This window comes from Polaromonas sp. P1_G2, assembly GCF_056405515.1.
This window is the reverse complement of record NZ_JBFUBY010000643.1, coordinates 1-669: the sequence shown is the minus strand read 5'-3', so window position 1 is coordinate 669 and position 669 is coordinate 1. Positions and strand designations below refer to the sequence as shown.

Here is a 669-nt window from a genome sequence, read left to right as displayed (position 1 = left end):
TTTGAAAACCTTCGGCGCCATCGACATGCCGCGCAAGGCTTATGAGCGGCTGCTCGAACAGGCGATGCATTCGGGGGATGTGCCGTTCTGAAGCTAAGTATCCGTCTCGCGCAAGAGCTCCGCCATTCTGTTTGCCTATGACGCCGACAGGAAATACGAAGCACATGAGGAGGGCGACAAACTCGCGGCTTACGGGCTGGCCGGACTAATCGCGACTGCGGTGGCAGCAAAGGTCGTAGCCAAAGTCGGATTGCTTGCCATTGGGCTCGCCTTCCTCAAGGAAGGCGCGGTGATCATCGCAGTGCTCGCAGGTGCGATCTTCAAGCCCATCGCCAAGTTTTTCAAGCGCAAGCCAACTCAAGCGCCGCCATACGACTCTGTCAGAAGCTGACGCCTCCAGGCACACAGGGCAATTGCCTGCTGGCCATAGCATCAATTCACCCGGCAATCATTGCTGATTGGTGCCGTTATTGTTGTTGAGATCGTCGGTGCCGAGATCGTCCGTGCTGGGATCATCCGTGCCGACATCATTGTTGTCGCCGTTGTTCGTCCCCAACTCGTCGCTGTCATTGGTGCGGAGATCGTTGGTGGTCTTCTTCTTGTTGTCCGTGCCGGCATCGGTGCTGGCGCCGGTATCCGTGCTGGTATTTGCCTGCGGCTGCTTCTGGC

At 57.7% G+C, this 669-nt stretch carries 2 protein-coding genes; one reads left to right on the top strand and one right to left on the bottom strand.

Annotation, left to right across the window (positions count from 1 at the left end):
- The first annotated feature begins 124 nt into the window (after nt 1-124).
- Complete coding sequence (locus AC1D0P_RS26695) at nt 125-391, top strand: DUF2167 domain-containing protein (protein WP_477679486.1); 267 nt, start codon at nt 125-127, stop codon at nt 389-391.
- 57 nt (nt 392-448) lie between these two features.
- Here the strand turns inward: AC1D0P_RS26695 and AC1D0P_RS26690 are convergent.
- On the bottom strand, nt 449-669 hold a 221-nt coding region (locus AC1D0P_RS26690; protein ID WP_477679485.1), incomplete at its 5' end, for a hypothetical protein.